Consider the following 16,937-nt stretch of genomic DNA (forward strand, 5'->3'; position numbering starts at 1 on the left):
ACAGGATCCAACTTCGCCGCCTTGAATGACGGGTAAAGCGTTGCAAAAAATGACAACAAAATAGCGGCAACGCCAATAAGAATAAAATCCAGCGCTTTCATTTCCACTGGCAGCGAGCTGATAAAATAAATATCTGGCGGCAGCGAAAACCAGTGATAATGAAACTGAGACCAACAAAGCACATAGCCGATTACGCTACCGACAATCGTACCAATGAGCCCCGAGATCAATCCCTGATAGACAAATATGCGCATAATTGAGCGATTTTCCGCTCCCAGAGATTTCAGAATGCCAATCTCTTTTTTCTTTTCCATCACCACCATAATCATCGTGCTGATAATGTTAAAAGCGGCGACCATAATAATCAAACTTAAAATGATGAACGCCGCCCATTTTTCGATTTGCATCCACGAAAAGAGATTTTTGTTGCGCTCAAACCAGGTCTCCGCCAGATAGGGATATCCGAAATGGTCGTTCATTTTGTCCGCAGTGCTGGTGACCAGTTTCAGATCCAACTTATCCAGCATCACTTCCACGCCGGAGACCTGCGTCTTTCCCATGCGCAGCAAATCCTGCGCGCATTTCAGAGAAATGTAGCCAAAATTGCTGTCGAACTCATAAAGCCCGGTCTCAAACATACCGTTGACAATGAACGCTTTCATCAGCGGTTGTTGCGGGAGAAAAAAGTTCGTATTTCCGGGAAAAGTACCGATGATAATTTTATCGCCCAATTGGACATCCAGCCGCAAAGCGAGGCTCTTACCCAACACAATTCCTGGCAGCGGCTTTCCGTCGGGAACATTCACAGTGTCCAGATCAAAAGAACCCCACGTTATATTTTTTCCTACATCGGAAACCTGCACCGCGCTGACCGGATCCACGCCTTTAATGATGATGGCATCTCGATTGGGGCCGTTGACAATCAGACCTTTGTCGTAAATATAAGGCGAAACAGCAACGACATGATCAAATTTTTTCAGTTCTTTCAAAATTCGCGGATAGTTTTCAATCCCACGATCGTGGAAACTGCGAAAGCGAATGTGCGAATCAAATCCCACAATTCGCGAACGCACTTCTGTTTCGAATCCGTTCATCACAGAAAGCACAATGGTCAGCGCCGCCACGCCGATCATCACGCCGGCAATGGAAAAATAATTAATCAGGGAAATAAAACCAGTTCGCCGCTTCGATTTGAAGTAACGTCTGGCAACAAAAATTTCATAGGACATGTCAATCTCTGCTTTTATTCTTTTTCAACAGATTGTTTAGATGAATATGGTTGGAAAAGGTTTTGAAAAAAATCACCGTCATCCTTAATGAGGGCCGGCCTCCAAAATGAATACAGCACTATTTCTTTTTACTCTTTCCTTCTTCCATAGCTTTTCTCACCCGATCCGCTAAATCTTTGCCATAATGGTATTCAATAAAAAGCAAATTCACCTGCTCCTCGTTCAAATCCTTATTCGCTCTGGCAATGGCGCGTTTTGACAATTTCATCGCTGTTTCGGATAATTTCATCACCAGATAAAATTTATCGGAGAAACTCATCTTTCTCAGCAGCTCAATCTGAACTTTTTCAGCTTCAGGATGCGTGTCAATGGATTGTGTTTTCATGGCATTGTAATTTCCAATTTGCAAAAGTTAGCGCGATGACTTTTGTTAATTTCTCTTTCGGAAAATATCGGCAAACTGAAGTTAACCAGCCCTATCGCTGGTTTTCGTCAAAATAAGGTTAGACATTGACAGGCTCCATTTTGAAAACACGCGCTTTTTTTGCCGCTGATTTTAAATCATCCCGACGCAAAGCTTCGCGCACTTCGTCAAGCTTATATGCGTCTTGAAGAGTCAAATATGGCGCCCATTCATCATCACTGATGATTAATTCCACATCAACCTCTGCCACATACTGACCTTCATGGATATATTTTGTTTTTTTTCGCGTTTTCATCGTTTGCGCTCCATAAAATTTTCGTTCCATCGCTCGGGGGCCGGACGGTACGCTGTCACAAGGACAGCAGGACGTGTATGCCCTTTGGGAATACCCCAAACCACGTGGATAGGATTCCCCTTTTTGTCAATCTGCAGCACCAACACTGCTGCTCCTTTTGGATAATTAGGATAATCTTCAACTAAAATAGCATCATTCACACTCTTTACAATTTCGCGAACAGAAAGCTCATCACTAACAAGTTCGTCATATCCATGTTCAGAAATACGAACATCGCCAATTAAAACAAGCTTTTTTATTTTCTTCAGCGTGTCACTCAATTTCTTTTCTGCTTTTCTGTTTACTTTTTGAGCAAATTGAAATCTTCTGAATAGATAGCTAAAGGCGTATCTATTCGACAAGCTATTCTCCTCTATCTTCTTTTTCACTCTTCTCCGGCCGCATGTGCGGAAAAAAGATAACGTCACGAATGGACGGCGAGTCCGTCAAAATCATGACCAGACGATCAATTCCCACGCCCAATCCGGCTGTCGGCGGCATGCCGTACTCCAGCGCGCGTATGTAATCTTCGTCCATCACATGGGCTTCTTCGTCACCGGCTCTGCCGTATTCCACTTGCTGCTGAAAACGCTCTTTCTGATCAATGGGATCGTTCAATTCGGAAAATGAATTGCAAATTTCCTTGCCGGCAAGGAAGCCCTCAAACCGCTCGACAATTCCTGATTCCGAACGATGTTTTTTCGCCAACGGCGACAATTCAATGGGATAATCCATGACAAAAGTCGGCTGAATGAGGTTCGGCTCCACTTTTTCGCTAAAAATTTCATCGATGATTTTGCCCACGTCAGCGCTGTCATCCACCGGAACATTCAGTTTTTTAGCGACCTGACGCAATTCGTCCCGGCTCTTCCCGAATAAATCCTCTCCGGCGACCTCTTGCAAAATATCGCGCATTTTGATTCTCTTCCACGGTGGCGTGAAATCGATTTCATGTCCCTGAAAAGTTATTTTATGCGTTCCGTGCACAGCCATGACCGCACGCGACACCATCTGTTCCACCAAATCCATCATGAAATAATAATCTTCGTACGCCACGTACAACTCGAGCATGGTGAATTCCGGATTGTGAAAACGGTCGATACCTTCGTTGCGGAAATCTTTGCCAAATTCAAACACACCGTCAAACCCGCCCACAATGAGTCTTTTCAAATAAAGTTCATCGGCGATTCGCAAATACAAATCAATATCCAGGGCATTGTGGTGCGTAACGAACGGTCTGGCAGCAGCCCCGCCGTACAAAGGTTGCAAAATTGGCGTTTCCACTTCAAGATAATCTTTTTCTTCCAGAAAAGAACGCAATTCCCGGATAATTTTCGTGCGATTGAGAAAAACTTCCCGCACCTGCGGATTAACAATTAAATCTACATACCGCTGCCGATAGCGCAGCTCTTTGTCGGCAAACTCATCATAAATCTGGCGCTCGCCGTCTTCAATTTTTTCTTTCACAATGGGCAGCGGACGCAAATTCTTGGACAGCAATTCCAATTTTTCCACTAAAATCGTGATCTCGCCGGTGTGCGTTTTGAAAATCTCGCCTTCCACTCCAATAATGTCGCCGATGTCCAGCAATTTGAATAACTCATATTTTTTATCGCCGACATGATCTTTGCGCACATAAATCTGGATTTTGCCGCTGCTATCCATGATGTGGCTGAACGCGGCTTTGCCGTGTTTTCTCATGGCCATGATTCTTCCGGCGGCGCTCACTTTTCGTTTTTCGTCAGGATTAAAATTTTCAATAATATCCGCCGCAAAATCCGTCCTTTTAAAAGAAAACGGATAAGGATTAAAACCTAATTCCCGAATCTGTTCTAATTTTTCTCGTCTGATTTTCTGAAATTCTGTCAATTCTTCCACTTCCAAACTCCGTTACTATTTTTTGTAAATTCTCGGTACTCTTTTTGACACCCAGCAGGTGACCTCGTAGGGAATCGTATTGGTGATTTCACAATACTCTTCCACTGCAAAATTATTTTCTTCTTTTTTTCCAAATAACACCGCTTCATCGCCAATTTGAGCTTCCCGGTCATCGCCCAAATCTATTAAAATTAAATCCATACAAACCCTGCCAACGACAGGAAATTTCTTGCCGCGAATCGTTACCTGCGCTTTATTGGAAAGCAGACGATTGTAACCGTCCGCGTATCCCACGGGCAGTGTCGCGATTCGTGTGGGTTTTTTGGTGATAAATTTCCGCCCGTAACTCACGCTGGTATTTTCCGGCACATCTTTAATATGCAGCACCCGGGTTTTAAATGTCATCGCCGATTTAATGGTGACGCTTTCCGTTGTTTGGTTTGACGGGTAGTAACCGTACATCATCACGCCGGGACGGACCATGTCGAGATATGTCTCTGGCAAATCCAAAATTGCCCCGCTATTGGCAGCATGTTTGAGCGGGATTTCAATTTTTTTATTTTTCAAACAGCGAATGATTTCCTCAAATCTGGCAAATTGCAAATGAGAATAACTTTTGTCCCGCTCGTCCGATGTCGAAAAATGCGTGTAAAGTCCTTTCACTTCAATTCCCGGCAACTGGGCAATCGTCTCGATGAACGCCATGGACTGGGCGTGTGGCACGCCGACTCGCCCCATTCCGGTATCAACCTTCACGTGCACGGGAATTTTTTTGTTTTCGCTTCTGGCAATCTGCGAAAGATAGCGCGCAAGTTCAATAGTGTAAATCGTCGGTTCTAAATTGTATTTGGCAAAGAGAGGCAATTGTTCTTCCAAAGCGCCGCCAAAAACGAGAATCGGCGCCCGTATTCCGGCATCTCGCAGTTCAATGCCTTCCTCCACAAGAGCAACGCCCAGATATGCCGCGCCGCTTTTCAACGCTTCTTTCGCTACCGGCACAGCGCCATGACCATAGGCGTCAGCCTTAACCACTGCCATCACCTGAGCCGGAAAAACCTTTTCTCGAATCGCCCGAATATTAAAAGATATTGCCGAAAGATCAATCTCCGCCACTGTTGGGCGCAACTCTTCCTCCTGAAACTGATGCTATTAATTTCTACTTTACAAATTTAAAAAAAATTCAATTGAAATCGATTTCATTATTTGTCCAACAAAATATGCCAAAAAATTTTTAATTTTAATAATTTCCTGGCAATTAGCTTGCATTTTCCATTAAATACGCCTGAATGAACGCGTCAAGATTACCGTCCATTACATCCTGAATATTGCTGGTTTCCACTTTTGTACGATGATCTTTGACCATGTTGTACGGATGAAAAACGTAGGAGCGGATCTGACTGCCCCAGGCGATGTCTTTTTTACTGTCCTCTAATTGTTGCAGCTTTTGGCGCTCCTCTTCTTTTTTCTTTTGGTACAATCGAGACATCAAAATTTTCATGGCATTATCGCGATTCATGTGTTGCGAGCGTTCGCTCTGACATTGCACCACAATTCCCGTGGGCAGATGCGTTATGCGCACCGCGGAACTCGTCTTGTTTACGTGCTGCCCGCCGGCGCCACTGGCGCGATAGGTATCCACTCTCAAATCATTGGGATTAACTGTGATTTCGATTTCGTTATTCACTTCGGGATAGACAAACACCGACGCAAACGACGTGTGCCGACGACTGTTGGCGTCAAACGGCGAAATGCGCACCAGCCGATGAACGCCGATTTCAGCTTTCAGATATCCGAAAGCGTACTTTCCCGCCACCTCCAACGTGACGCTTTTAATCCCGGCTTCGTCACCGGCCTGCAAATCCATAATTTGATATTTAAAACCCTTGCGCTCGATCCAGCGAACGTACATGCGCATCAACATCTGCGCCCAATCCTGACTCTCGGTACCGCCCGCTCCCGGGTGAATTGTCAAAATCGCGTTCAAATGATCGTCCGGATCGCTGAGCATACTCTCAAATTCTAGGTCATCGATACCTTTTTGCAGCGAATCGAGCTCAGTCGTCAATTCCTGCAAAAACTGGCTGTCTTCTTCCTGTTCCGTTAATTCCAGCAGTTCTTTGACGTAATTGGCTTTGTCCCGCAATGACTGCCATTTTTCGACAACGTTCTTTCGCTCGTCAATTTTCTGCATAATTTTCTGCGCTTGCTCACGATTGTCCCAGAAATTCGGCGCCAGCGTTTTTTTCTCAAATGATTTGATTTCTTCCTGTTTTTTTTCTATTTCAAAGATAACCTCGAAGTTTTTCAATGCGCAGGATCAAATTTTTCAGTTGTTCATTCAAGTCTGAAATCATAATTTATTCTCCATAAATTTTTTTCAAAGTCGTGCCACGAAAATAGTGGGACAAAATTTCTTTGTACCCGACGCCGTTCTGTGCCAGCCCGATAGATCCAGCAATGCACAAACCCGCGCCGTGGCCGCGGCCCGCTCCGTGAAAAGTGAATGAAATTGGGAAACCTTCTTCGTCCATTTGATTCTCAACGTAGAAACAAGCGCCGGGAAGTTCATCAACTCCGCCGAAAATCTGACGGATTTCAGTTTCTCCCTTTAAAACCAGATTCGTATCCGCCGCCAAAATTTCCATTTCCTGCACGCGCCCGGAAAGGCTTCTTTTCGTGAGAATGATAGCGAAAATAGCGCCGATCGAGCGGCCTATTTTTTTCTCGATCAACATTCCCAATTCGTCGCTGGCATAAAATCGGCTCCAGCGAAAATCCGGCTGAAACACACTGACAACCGCCGGATCGGCTTTCTCGTTCAAATCACAATTGGCATCGACAAACTCATCGATCCAGCTCCGAATGGTCGTCTCATCGGACAGATCTGAATATTTCTTCGGGATCTGCTTGCGCTGGCTATCAAACACCGGCGGATAATCGAGCTCAAATTTGTACCTGTCCGGCAATGACGCGGATTCAGTATGCCCGCCGCAGACCGCTGTCATTTCAGCCTGCACAATCCTCTTTTTGCGAAAAAGCACTTCTCCCGTTGTGCTTCTGATGATTTTTTTCACACTATCAGGGATCTCGCGATAGCCCTCAAATGTCTGGCAATGGCTTTTATTGCAAATATCATAGGGTTCATTTTCATGGCGCACGCAATATCCGGACAGTGCCTTGCTTCTCACAGCTACGGACAGAGCTTTCAGCGCGTTCACCGGCATTCCGTCCGCGTAATTCAACGCGACAATATTCTCCACATAGTCTTCGACCGGGAACGTTGAAATCGCGCCAATCAAATCATTGTGCAAACAGCGAAATTCAACTACTCCCCGCAATTTTGCATATCTCTCAAATTCTTTGCTTTCCGACCCTTCGCGTGTCAGGTGATAGAGAAATACCTTGGTATTCGCATTTTCAGGGACAACCCGAATCAAATTCTGGGATTCCCCCAATTTTTCAGAAGTGTGATCCAGTAAATTGAACAACGCGTGAGGTTCGCTGATTTTTTGACGAATGACAGTGTACGGAATTCCCGGCAACCTCTCTTTAGCAAACTCTTGCGCGTCTTGCTCAGACTTCATCTGATCCACGACCAGCCAGTACTCCGTTGTATCCTGAACAATTTTATTACTGTGAATATGCTTGCCGCCAATGCGGCGCAGCATTGCCCCGACTCCTTTCTCGATCAATTTGTATTCCGCTTCTCTGGCGCTGCTTTTGTCAAAAAAGCGACCAATCAAAATCTGATATTCAAATTTCGCCGGCTGCCAATTTTCCAACTGAATCCGACAGCGAAACGTTGGCGGCACATTCTTTAAAATCGCCTCGCCTCGCTCGTCGAAAACAGAAAAGGGACCCGTCAGTTTAAAATCCCAAAAATCCCGTTGTTCCACAAATCCGATGCGTAACCCTTGCGAACTATCAAGACATCCATTTCCTATGCTCATTTTTTGCTCCGAGTTTTGATCGATGGTCTGGCATGGGCTTATTCGTGAATGCCGCACTTTTCAGTAAAGCAGACTTCCGTCAAATAAACTTAAATATACAATAATTTTTATTAATAGTCAAGGCGAAAAAGACTGCAAAATCAATCGTAAACGTAAAATTTATTAGCTTTCGTCAAATAAAACTATCTTTTTATTTTTTTCAAATAAATCAACTTTTTACTTGACTTAAAAATATTAGCTTGTTATATTATCGTAACAATAACCGACCGCCAACTTACAGGATTGAAAATGACTCTATCAAATGCTTACATCCGCGCTTTTAAATCGATCTTTGACCTGACAATTCCTTACGACCCCAGAATTACCGTTCTCATCGGGCCCAATGAAAGCGGAAAAACAAACATCCTCAAATCGCTGGTGGCGTTTAATTTCGACGCGCCGTTCGACAACACGATGACCTGCCAATATTCTGAATATTATTATCAAAAAAAATGCCCGGAAATTGTGCTGGAATTTTCTAATTTAACAAAAGAAAATCGCATGAAGCTGATCCAACACTCAGAAGCGTTCAAATCGGCGGAAAACTTTTCTGTTAAAAAAGACGGGCCTGAGATCACAGACTACACCGTTTACATTGACGATTCAGAGATTCCCATCCCCGATATTAAAAAATTTCTGCGCATTTTACCAAAAATTGTCTATTTCGACAATATCCCGCTGATAAAAAATCGCGTGGACTATTACAGCCTGGTTGATGGCCGACCGGGATTTACCACAGAACGCAATCTGCTCAAGGTCGGCGGCATCCAGAACATGGAAGTCATTTTCGAGGATTCCACTCGCGGCAGACGCGCCTCGGAAGAAGCCAGCCGGGTGATCACCGAGCAAATCAGGCGAGTGTGGTCACAGGAGCCGACCATCGAGATCAAGCTCAATGTCAACGGAAAATTGTTGTACATCGACATTTCTGACAGCACCACGGTTTTTGACACGCCGGAATCTCGCAGTCTCGGTTTTCGCTGGTATCTTTCGTTCTACATTAATTTTCTGGCGCAGACCTACGAAGCCCGGGCAAATGAATATATGTTTCTCATCGACGAGCCCGGCATTCATCTCCATCCGTCCGGGCAAAAAGATCTGGTCAAGGTGTTGGAAAATTTCGCCATGAAAAACCAGCTCATTTACACTACCCATTCGCCCTTCATGATTAACAGGGAATACCCGCAGCGGGTGCGATTAGTGCAAAAATCCCGCGAAGGCACCCGCGTGGATAGCGAAGCCTACCGCCAAAACTGGAAACCTTTGCGCAAATCCATTGGTCTGATGATCGGAGATTTATTTTTCTTCAGCGAGGGCGGCATGATCGTGGAAGTTCCCAAAGAGAAAGTGCCCCTGAAAGAACGCTTTCGTCTGTGGAGATAAAATTTTCCTTTTCACTAACAAAAAAGGCGCCGCATTGGGCGCCTTCTTTATTTGAAAAAATACAACTCTGACTATTCACGCGGAATACGATATTTTTTCATTTTGAATCGCAACGTCGCTTCGGGAATTCCCAATAACCGAGACGCTTTTACCTGATTGCCGCCGAATTTGTTCAGCGCTTTTTTGATCAGGTAAACCTCAATATCGGAAATAACCCGTTTGAGATTGCGCGGCTCCAGGAATTCGTAAGGATGTTTTTTGATGCGAAACGGCAGAAACTCCGGCGACAGTTCGCCTTCAGGGGAAAGCATCACCAGATTTTGCACTGTGTTTTCTAACTCGCGGATATTGCCTTTCCAATTGTACTCTAAAATTGATTCAAAAATTTCAGAGTTGACCGCCGGCAATTCTTTTTCTTCCTGCTCACAATATTTTTCAAGAAAATAAGAAAACAAGTCAGGAATATCCTGTTTTCTCTCGCGCAGCGGCGGAATGACCAGCGTGATAGTGTTCAGCAAGAAATACAATTCACGGCGAAATTTCCCGGAATCAATTTCCGGCAACAGATCGCGATCCGTGGCGGCAATCACGCGCACATCGACAAAAACGCTTTCCTGACTGCCCACGCGACGAATCATTTTATCACGCAAAACACGCAAAAATTCTTCCTGATATTCGCTGTTCATATCGCCGACATTGTCCAGATAGAGAATTCCTTTATTCGCTTTTTCCAGCAAACCGATGCTGCGCATCACTGCCTGATCGCCTTCGGAATCCTGTCCGTACAAGTCTTTCTGGTCAATAGTTTTGCCCAATGCAGAGCAATCGATTCTCACGAATGCTTTGTTGTAACGACGATTCAGATTAAAAATGTGCCGGGAAATGAACTCTTTGCCGGTCCCGGTCTCGCCAACAATTAATACATTGGATTCGATTTTAGCTAATTTTTTAACAGCGCGTTTGAGACGACGCACTTCAGGGCTCGAACCAACAATTGGCTCTTGCTGTTCAAGCTGGTCGTTATTTCTCGCTTTTTCTTCCATTTTGTGCACCTTTTTTTTGTTTGTTTTTTGTACCTTTAGTTATTAGTTTTTCCTTTCTTTTTATTTTAAACTCTTTGTTGGTCTTCTTCTTTATTAAATAAAAAAGATATGATAACAACAAAACAGCAAACACAATGATGACGGCCACCGTCCTTGCAGTATATTCATAAGGAAAAAATAATATCAGCAAAACGATGGCGATACAAATCAAAATCACAGATAAAATCCAGCGATGAGCAGGTTGAAAACGCTCCGTGAACTCCAGCAGCTTTTTCTCGACAGATGAAATCTTGAGAATTATGTCGTATTTGGTTTTCCTTTTGCCACTAACAGCTTCTTCCCAAAAACTGCCGTACGGCGATTGCATGAAATAGAGTTTGTGCGCCAAAACCAACACAAAATAAATCAGATTGATAATTAATATCACCTGGCTGATTATCGGACTTTCTTTCTGCTGCAACGTAAAATAATTATCATTGATATCAATGAGCAAAAAGAAAAAGAAACCCACAACCAAAAAATTTATGTGTCCGGAAAATGGCTTTCCCTGGCGATAGTATGAAAGGCTATAAACGCTAATGAGCACAATCGTCAAGGCATTCATCGCAATGCCGGCGGATAAAAGACGATCTATGATCCCTTCTTGAAGCAATTGGCCCGGATTGTAAACAAGGTCCCTGAAAAAGAAGTATGCCACCAAAAACCCGAGCGCCAGACTAACGGCCACACGAAAAACTCTTTTGCAGTTTCGTCCCACCTGGCAAATGGCAATGTAAGCGACGCTCAAAAAGACCGCCAGGTGAATCGCGATTTTCCTGTATCCCCAGCATTTGTACATAAGAGAATCATCTCCGATGCCATAGGCTTTGCCGGTGAACATAACGAAAAACCCGGACAGATAGGCCAGCGCCATCAGGCTGACGTACAGATAAGCGATGGGAAAATACTTTTCCTTCACTGCAATCGTGACAGCCAACAGAAAAATCATCAAAAAGAGATAGTAATTAGCGATGCTGAGACTCGGCACATCCCAATGCTGAAATCCCAAGAGATATTGTGAGAGCAAAAAAAGCAAGAGCCAGATCACGCTGAGGATAAGAAATTGTTTCTTTACCGTAGTCAAAATTATGCTCGAATTATCGAATGGTTGCAATACAAGAACTGTTTCCGAAATTAATTGACGCAGAATTTGATCCTACTAGCAACACCATACCAGATAACATTCAAGAAATTAAGCTGTTATAAAAAATAATATAACAATATTTTGCAGTAATGTCAAGAAATATTTTTTACCATGGGAAAAATGAACATTCTTGACAGAGTTGCAAATAGGCTGCCAGGTTTAATTTTTCAAAGAACAAGACAACTTTCTGCTCTGTTAAATCAATAAGCTCACCATTAGCGCATTCCCTTTTCGCGCAATCGACATTATTCACAATTTTTTACGATTATATTGCAAAAGTGTTCCATTTCTTTAGATGAGCAATAATCTTAAAAGATTCCCTTCTGTCCTTAATTAACATCCATAAAATCAATCAATGACAAAAGTCGCTTAACGTTTAGGAAATGAATAATTGAATTTGGCTGTCTTTTGCTTCTGCAATAAATGTTGCAACGCCGCAATATTTCAAATGATCGTAATCAATCATCTCTTCGCGCTGAAACCCCATCAATCCCATGGACATCTGGCAGACGTAAATGCGCACGCCCAGACTTTCGGAGATTTTCAACATTTCATATAGAGACGGAACGCGCTTTTTTTCCATTAATCTCTTTATCATGTGCGTGCCGACGCCGGCAAAATGTTTTTGCGACAATTTTATTTTCCCCATTCCTTTGGGAAGCATCCAGCCGAACACGCGAGAAATCAAATCTTTCCCCGACGCTTTCTTCTTCGCATGGCGCAGCGCCGAAATTCCCCAGAAAGTGAAAAACATCACCACTTCCATACCCGACGCCGCAGCGCCAGTGGCAATATTGAACGCTGCGATTTGCTTGTCCAGATCGCCGGAAAAGATGATCAGCGCCGCCTTGTTTTGATTGCCCTTTTTCAAACTCGCCAATTGTTCCTTCAATTCGCTGAGCTCTTTTTCCAATTTCTGTACCATCATTGCACCAGATTTTTTCGTAAGAAGCTTTAACGAAATGTTTTGCCAGAAGTTCAATTTTATTAGCAAATTTCTGCTCGATTTGCCGCCGCTTCCCAATCCGCAACATTTCGAATTTCACAATGAAAATCCAGTGATTAGCGCCCAAAAAACGGTTCATCGAATTCAGCGCCAGTTAGCGTCAAAATCAGTAAAAAAAAAGCCAGATATTTATTTATACCCGGCAATCAGTACAGCGAACTTTTTCAAAATTACTGGCGTCGTCATGGCGAAGTTTACTTTTGCAGCAAATTGTGAAATTAATTGTTTAGCGCGGGAAGATGCCCCACGCACATTTTCAACCGCATCAATGTTTCTCAAGCCATTCCACAACGGCCAGATTTAATACCTTCAGCGCTTCGATCATTATTGCGTGATACTCTTGCGGAACATTTCTCAAAATTTCGCTATGGATTTTTTTGTAGCCGTCAATCAGATCGCCGGCCAATTTCTTTCCTTTCTCAGTCAACGTCAAATTGTAAACGCGCCGGTCGTGCGAATCAGTTTCTCTGAGTACGTAGCCTTTGGCGACCAGGCTATCAGTAATGCGCGTAATACGGCTGCTGGTTAGATTCAATTCATGAGCCAGTTGATTTACTGTCAGACTATCAAATCCATTCATCTTCCGCAAACATTTGGCTTCCCCGAGAGAGATGCCGTAGCGAGACACGTAGCGACTCTCTTTCTCATTACAATTTGCAAAAAGCTCGCTCGCTATTTCTCCCAAAAGCAAAGAGATGGGCTTACCCGTTTGTTTTGTCATATTCGTCTGCCAACTCAAATAGTTAATAATATCAAATTTTATAAATGTAGAGATTTAACCAATAAAAATCAAGAAGATTTTTATTTTTTTGCGCTGAATCATCATCCTTGATGACGGACAAAGTTTCAATTTTGATAATTTGCTGCAACCGCGCAAACACGGATAATAAAAATGACTTTTTTTCATTTTCCGCTTGCTATTGAGTTGATAAAATTTTATATTTTTGAAGTGACCCTTTTCTCTAATAAAACGGGGGGCGTCTCCATGTCAAAAATCAGATTTGCCATCGTCACACTGTTGGCGTTGTCCTGTCATCCAACCGCGCCGCAGCTCCTTTTTGACCAATCATATTTTTACAATCACCAGCGATACATTGAAATCACTCCGCAAGACGTCAATTTGAAAAATGATTCAACTGCGATTCTCACCGCAATTTACCGGCCGGCAACGAGTAAAACCAGATCCTCCTATCTGAACATTTTCAGAGAGAAAATTGGCTTTTTGCGGATACCCCTCGCCAGGCCCATTGCTGCTCCAAAAAATTCGCTCGTTGAGATTACCGGCAAATGGAAAATAAAATCGCAGACAATGCGCTACATTAAAAAAACCATTCATCGCCTCGAACTATATCCCGATCAATTCCGGCAACTCGCTCGTTGTGAAAAATTTGTCCCGACTCTGGATTCGACATATCGATTAATCCTTCCAGAATTGCAAAAACAAATCACTGTTAAAGAATCAAAACTCGAATTGTCGCCAAAACCTAATTGGAAATTTTTCTACGATGACGAACGCCATCGCATCATTGCCCTTTCGCATCAGTACGATTTAATGTATAGCGCCAGCATCGAATTTGTGATCGATCCGCAGACCCGCCACATTGAAAAAATTCAAGCCAAGGAATGGTTCAAAGGAGAAGTTGAGTAGTTTTGAAAAAATATGAAACACAACCCAAATTGCTAACCTTTTTGAAAGAGATTGCCATGAAACGCTTGTTTTTGACTTTGTTGTTTTTGTCATTTGCAATTCACGCCTACGCCGATTCAAATCTGCACATTGCACGACTGGGCGATTTCGTGCTCGAAAGCGGCGACACGCTAAAAGATTTGCGCGTCGGCTACCGCACTTTCGGCCAATTAAATCAGGAAAAATCAAACGCTATTTTGAATCCGACCTGGTTTGGCGGCACCAGCGAGCATCTTTCCCATTTCATCGGGCCAAACAACCTGATTGACAGCACTGGCTATTTCATCATCTGCGTCGATGCCCTGGGAAACGGCGTCTCTAGTTCGCCTTCCAATAGCGAGCTTCAGCCCGGAGATCAATTCCCTGTTTTCACAATTCGCGACATGGTGAATTCCCAATATTTGCTGCTCACAAAAGTTCTGGGCATCGAGAATCTGTACGGCATTATCGGCGGCTCTATGGGCAGCATGCAAGTGTTACAATGGATCGTTTCCTATCCTGATTTCATCGACAAAGCCGTGGCGTATGTTTGCACGCCAAAGCCGTCCACTTTTGACTTGTTGATTTTTCACACCTATTTGCAAATCATCGAATCCGGGAAAAAATCGCGACAGCCTGAAAATGAAATTTTGAAAACTCTGCGCATGACTCAGGCGCTGATTGCACGCACACCGGAACATCGAGTGCAGCATATTTCCCGCGAAGAATTTGCGGATTTTCTCGCCAGTTTCGACGCCCCAAAAAAGCTCTATTTCACTGTGGACAACTGGGAATATCAAACGCGCGCCATGATTTCTCACGACATCACGCGTTCATTCGGCGGCTCCATGGAAAAAGCCGCAGCAACGATCAAAGCAAAAGTTTTCATTATCGTTGCCAAACAGGATCATTACATCAACCCAACGCCGGCGCTGAAATTGGCGCAAATGATTAATGCCGAAACTTTAATACTGAAGAGTAACTGCGGCCATCTGGCCGTCGGATGTCAGCTCGAACTTTGCCGTGCGCAAATAGCTGATTTTTTTGAAAATAAAAACCATTGAAAAATTCAAACCTGAATTTTTTGGAGGAAAGGTTAATGTTAGCTTACTTCAACGGTGAATTTATTGAAGAAGAAAAAATATCTGTCTCCCCTTACGAACGCGGATTTTTATTTGCCGATGGTGTTTACGAAGTCGTGCGCTATTACGACGATCATTTTTTTCAGACAGAGGCGCATTTGAAAAGAATGGAAAATGGTTTGAAAGAATTGCGAATCGAGCCGCCTCATTTGACAGAATTCCCTGAAATTATTGAATTTTTAATAAAAAAAAATAATTTACCGGGCGAAAATGCGCTGGCCTACATTCAAATCACCCGCGGCGCCTTTAATCCGCGACGGCATTTCTTTCCGCCAAAAGATACGCCTCCCACAGTGCTAATCATGACTTCGAAATTCAAATCTCACACCGAAGAAATCGAGAACGGTGTGAAAGTTTTCCGTCAGCCCGATCTGCGCTGGCTGCGCTGCGACATCAAATCTATCGCCCTGCTGCCGAATGTTCTGGCGCGGCAAAACGCCATCGATAACGGCGCCGCCGAGGCAATTTTTGTCAGAGACGGTTATATCACCGAAGGCACACACACTAACGTTTGCGGCATCAAAGAGAACGTGCTTTACACACAACCGCTTTCCAATTTGATTTTGTCGGGCATCACCAGACAGGTTGTTCTGAAGGAAATTTGCCCGAGAATCAATCTTCCCGTCAGGGAAAGGCCCATCCCAGAAAGCGATTTGGAAAACCTCGACGAGCTGCTGTTAGTCGGAACAACTGTTGAAATCACGCCCATCGTGCAGGTGGACAATTTTATTATCGGGAACAGCAAGCCGGGGCATTGGACAAGAAAAATTCAGGAAAACTTTTTTGAAATGACCGCTTCCAAAAATGACGAATAAAATAAAAGGAATAAAAATTTGCAACAAAAAAATAGCCGAACCAAAGCCCGACGATCACAAACAGGAAGCTACGCAAAAGAAAGCACATATTTTAATTCACAGAATTTCCAACACGCGTTCCAGCACAATCTTGAACCAGACAGTGAACTCATCCGGTTTTTCAGCAATTTCCTGCTTTAACACATTTGGATTAATCCAGCGAATTTCTGCCACTTCCGCCGGATCAGGAGTGATTTCCCCATCGTACTGACCGATAAAAACATGATCCAACTCGTGTTCAATCAGTCCGTTATCAAATTCCGCCCGGTAAATAAAATGAAATTTTTCTTCAATCTCAGAATCAAAACCCAATTCTTCTTTCAATCTGCGATGCGCAGCAGCAGCGGTATCCTCCCCTGGCCGTGGATGGCTGCAACAGGCATTGCTCCACAGCCCCGGCGAGTGATACTTTTCCCATGCCCGCCGCTGGAGTAACATTTCGCCATCCCGATTAAAAATAAACACCGAAAAGGCACGGTGGAGGAGGCCTTTTTGGTGGGCGGGGAGTTTGGGTTCAGTGCCGATGGGGGTATCGGATTTGTTGACAAGGATTACGGAATCAATTTTCTTATGCACTTTCATAATAATTGATTTTCTTAAAATGCACTCTTGTTCAAAAAAATATCCAGATGGAATTGATTGTTGTCGGTATATTTCACTATCATTATAATTATTTTGTTCACATTTTAACAAAAATTGCAATTAAGGAAGACTGTCTGCTCTTTCGTGGCAAAAGAAGGAATAGATCAGATTAATTTTTGCTATTTCTCACTTTAAGAATCTCATTCATACGATGCGAAAGGAAC

General features: G+C 43.6%; 17 protein-coding genes. 4 read left to right on the forward strand and 13 right to left on the reverse strand.

Annotated elements, in window-relative coordinates; genetic code table 11:
- From GXO74_13115 to GXO74_13150, 8 genes are all read right to left on the reverse strand, one after another.
- On the reverse strand, nucleotides 1–1,229 hold a 1,229-nt coding region (locus GXO74_13115), incomplete at its 3' end, for an FtsX-like permease family protein (protein ID NOZ62604.1).
- Between the two features lie 118 nt (nucleotides 1,230–1,347).
- Nucleotides 1,348–1,614: a hypothetical protein gene (locus GXO74_13120; GenBank protein NOZ62605.1), complete on the reverse strand. Its 267-nt coding sequence runs from the start codon at nucleotides 1,612–1,614 to the stop codon at nucleotides 1,348–1,350.
- A gap of 118 nt (nucleotides 1,615–1,732) precedes the next feature.
- On the reverse strand, nucleotides 1,733–1,948 hold the full coding sequence (locus GXO74_13125; GenBank protein ID NOZ62606.1) for a hypothetical protein: 216 nt from the start codon (nucleotides 1,946–1,948) through the stop codon (nucleotides 1,733–1,735).
- Nucleotides 1,945–2,268 (reverse strand): DUF4258 domain-containing protein, encoded by a 324-nt coding sequence (locus GXO74_13130; GenBank protein ID NOZ62607.1) that lies wholly within the window; start codon nucleotides 2,266–2,268, stop codon nucleotides 1,945–1,947. The genes GXO74_13125 and GXO74_13130 overlap by 4 nt, the downstream gene beginning before the upstream one ends.
- 82 nt (nucleotides 2,269–2,350) lie before the next feature.
- Nucleotides 2,351–3,865 (reverse strand): lysine--tRNA ligase, encoded by a 1,515-nt coding sequence (gene lysS / locus GXO74_13135; protein ID NOZ62608.1) that lies wholly within the window; start codon nucleotides 3,863–3,865, stop codon nucleotides 2,351–2,353.
- A gap of 15 nt (nucleotides 3,866–3,880) precedes the next feature.
- A complete protein-coding gene (locus GXO74_13140) occupies nucleotides 3,881–4,990 on the reverse strand; it encodes an alanine racemase (GenBank protein ID NOZ62609.1) in 1,110 nt (369 codons plus the stop codon).
- Nucleotides 4,991–5,120: 130 nt separating this feature from the next.
- The gene (locus GXO74_13145; GenBank protein NOZ62610.1) at nucleotides 5,121–6,173 is read right to left on the reverse strand and encodes a peptide chain release factor 2; all 1,053 of its coding nucleotides are present in this window, start codon (nucleotides 6,171–6,173) and stop codon (nucleotides 5,121–5,123) included.
- Nucleotides 6,174–6,222: 49 nt separating this feature from the next.
- A complete protein-coding gene (locus tag GXO74_13150) occupies nucleotides 6,223–7,815 on the reverse strand; it encodes a SpoIID/LytB domain-containing protein (GenBank protein NOZ62611.1) in 1,593 nt (530 codons plus the stop codon).
- A 288-nt stretch (nucleotides 7,816–8,103) separates the two neighbouring features.
- On the opposite strand from GXO74_13150, the gene GXO74_13155 reads away from it, so the two are divergent.
- A complete protein-coding gene (locus GXO74_13155) occupies nucleotides 8,104–9,237 on the forward strand; it encodes an ATP-binding protein (protein ID NOZ62612.1) in 1,134 nt (377 codons plus the stop codon).
- 71 nt (nucleotides 9,238–9,308) lie between these two features.
- Here the strand turns inward: GXO74_13155 and GXO74_13160 are convergent, their stop codons facing one another.
- The 4 genes from GXO74_13160 to GXO74_13175 form a co-directional block, all read right to left on the reverse strand.
- On the reverse strand, nucleotides 9,309–10,280 hold the full coding sequence (locus GXO74_13160) for a sigma-54-dependent Fis family transcriptional regulator (GenBank protein ID NOZ62613.1): 972 nt from the start codon (nucleotides 10,278–10,280) through the stop codon (nucleotides 9,309–9,311).
- Nucleotides 10,258–11,403 carry a hypothetical protein gene (locus tag GXO74_13165; GenBank protein ID NOZ62614.1) on the reverse strand — a complete coding sequence of 382 codons (1,146 nt, stop codon included), beginning with the start codon at nucleotides 11,401–11,403 and terminating at the stop codon, nucleotides 10,258–10,260. Before GXO74_13165 ends, GXO74_13160 begins: the two co-directional genes overlap by 23 nt.
- Nucleotides 11,404–11,839: 436 nt before the next feature.
- A complete protein-coding gene (locus GXO74_13170; protein NOZ62615.1) occupies nucleotides 11,840–12,391 on the reverse strand; it encodes an NADH dehydrogenase FAD-containing subunit in 552 nt (183 codons plus the stop codon).
- Between the two features lie 343 nt (nucleotides 12,392–12,734).
- The gene (locus GXO74_13175; GenBank protein NOZ62616.1) at nucleotides 12,735–13,190 is read right to left on the reverse strand and encodes a MarR family transcriptional regulator; all 456 of its coding nucleotides are present in this window, start codon (nucleotides 13,188–13,190) and stop codon (nucleotides 12,735–12,737) included.
- Between the two features lie 264 nt (nucleotides 13,191–13,454).
- On the opposite strand from GXO74_13175, the gene GXO74_13180 reads away from it, so the two are divergent.
- The 3 genes from GXO74_13180 to GXO74_13190 are packed head-to-tail and all read left to right on the forward strand — an operon-like array spanning nucleotide 13,455 to nucleotide 16,092.
- Nucleotides 13,455–14,117: a hypothetical protein gene (locus tag GXO74_13180; protein ID NOZ62617.1), complete on the forward strand. Its 663-nt coding sequence runs from the start codon at nucleotides 13,455–13,457 to the stop codon at nucleotides 14,115–14,117.
- Between the two features lie 56 nt (nucleotides 14,118–14,173).
- Nucleotides 14,174–15,199, forward strand: a complete 1,026-nt coding sequence (locus GXO74_13185) for an alpha/beta fold hydrolase (protein ID NOZ62618.1) — start codon at nucleotides 14,174–14,176, stop codon at nucleotides 15,197–15,199.
- 35 nt (nucleotides 15,200–15,234) lie between these two features.
- Nucleotides 15,235–16,092, forward strand: a complete 858-nt coding sequence (locus GXO74_13190) for a D-alanine aminotransferase Dat (GenBank protein NOZ62619.1) — start codon at nucleotides 15,235–15,237, stop codon at nucleotides 16,090–16,092.
- A 96-nt stretch (nucleotides 16,093–16,188) separates the two neighbouring features.
- Here GXO74_13190 and idi read toward each other — a convergent pair whose 3' ends face one another.
- Nucleotides 16,189–16,713: an isopentenyl-diphosphate Delta-isomerase gene (gene idi, locus GXO74_13195; GenBank protein ID NOZ62620.1), complete on the reverse strand. Its 525-nt coding sequence runs from the start codon at nucleotides 16,711–16,713 to the stop codon at nucleotides 16,189–16,191.
- Nucleotides 16,714–16,937 lie beyond the last annotated feature (224 nt).

This window comes from Calditrichota bacterium (assembly GCA_013152715.1).
Lineage (GTDB): Bacteria > Zhuqueibacterota > Zhuqueibacteria > Thermofontimicrobiales > Thermofontimicrobiaceae > 4484-87.

Bases quoted from the DNA above. Each gene is read 5' to 3' on its own strand.
- GXO74_13120 (NOZ62605.1), bottom strand. From the start codon at position 1,614: ATGAAAACACAATCCATTGACACGCATCCTGAAGCTGAAAAAGTTCAG.
- GXO74_13125 (NOZ62606.1), bottom strand. From the start codon at position 1,948: ATGAAAACGCGAAAAAAAACAAAATATATCCATGAAGGTCAGTATGTG.
- GXO74_13150 (NOZ62611.1), bottom strand. From the start codon at position 7,815: ATGAGCATAGGAAATGGATGTCTTGATAGTTCGCAAGGGTTACGCATC.
- GXO74_13155 (NOZ62612.1), top strand. From the start codon at position 8,104: ATGACTCTATCAAATGCTTACATCCGCGCTTTTAAATCGATCTTTGAC.
- GXO74_13160 (NOZ62613.1), bottom strand. From the start codon at position 10,280: ATGGAAGAAAAAGCGAGAAATAACGACCAGCTTGAACAGCAAGAGCCA.
- GXO74_13170 (NOZ62615.1), bottom strand. From the start codon at position 12,391: ATGATGGTACAGAAATTGGAAAAAGAGCTCAGCGAATTGAAGGAACAA.
- GXO74_13175 (NOZ62616.1), bottom strand. From the start codon at position 13,190: ATGACAAAACAAACGGGTAAGCCCATCTCTTTGCTTTTGGGAGAAATA.
- GXO74_13180 (NOZ62617.1), top strand. From the start codon at position 13,455: ATGTCAAAAATCAGATTTGCCATCGTCACACTGTTGGCGTTGTCCTGT.
- GXO74_13185 (NOZ62618.1), top strand. From the start codon at position 14,174: ATGAAACGCTTGTTTTTGACTTTGTTGTTTTTGTCATTTGCAATTCAC.
- GXO74_13190 (NOZ62619.1), top strand. From the start codon at position 15,235: ATGTTAGCTTACTTCAACGGTGAATTTATTGAAGAAGAAAAAATATCT.
- idi (NOZ62620.1), bottom strand. From the start codon at position 16,713: ATGAAAGTGCATAAGAAAATTGATTCCGTAATCCTTGTCAACAAATCC.